Raw genomic sequence first — 665 nt, 5'->3', positions numbered from 1 at the left:
GGCTATGCCTATGAGGGCGCCGACGCCTCCTTTGAGCTCTTGGCACGCAAGATGCTGCACGGCCTGCCGGAGTTTTTCCACGTCACCTCGTTTCGCTGCATGATCGAACGCCGCTTCGATGCCAATGGCCAGCTGAAGACGGTGTCGGAAGCCGTGGTCAAAGTGCTGGTCGAGGGCGAGGAGAAAATGTCGGTGGCGGAAGGCCATGGCCCGGTCAACGCGCTCGACATTGCGTTGCGCAAGGATCTCGGCAAGTACCAGAACGAGATCGCCGATCTCGAACTCGCCGACTTCAAGGTGCGTATCCTCAATGGCGGCACCGAGGCSATCACCCGSGTYYTGATCGAATCGCATGACGGCACCGGCGCCCGCTGGTGGACGGTCGGCGTYTCCGAAAACATCATCGACGCTTCATTCCAGGCGCTGATGGATTCGATCATCTACAAGCTGATGAAGAACCGCGAGATGGCAGGGCTGGTGGCGGCGGAGTAGGCGCGTGGGCTTCTCGATAAGCTGGTTTGGCTTCCGCGGTTACGGGATCAAGGAAGCCGCAGCCTTGTTCGGCAGAAAAGTCGGTGGTTCGTCGGAAGATTTCGATGCCACGGTCAACGCTTATCGCAGCGAAAAGAATTGGGCGATTATCATCCTGGGCTACTGCAGCTTTC

Annotated in this window: 1 protein-coding gene; it reads left to right on the top strand. The window is 58.9% G+C overall.

Annotated elements, in window-relative coordinates; genetic code table 11:
- A partial coding sequence (locus AC1DX0_RS36725; protein WP_477359534.1) for an alpha-isopropylmalate synthase regulatory domain-containing protein occupies nt 1-492 on the top strand: 492 nt, incomplete at its 5' end.
- Nucleotides 493-665 lie beyond the last annotated feature (173 nt).

This window comes from Mesorhizobium sp. P3_A9, assembly GCF_056402975.1.
The sequence above is the reverse complement of the archived record's forward strand: the minus strand, read 5'-3'. Positions and strand labels throughout refer to the sequence as shown.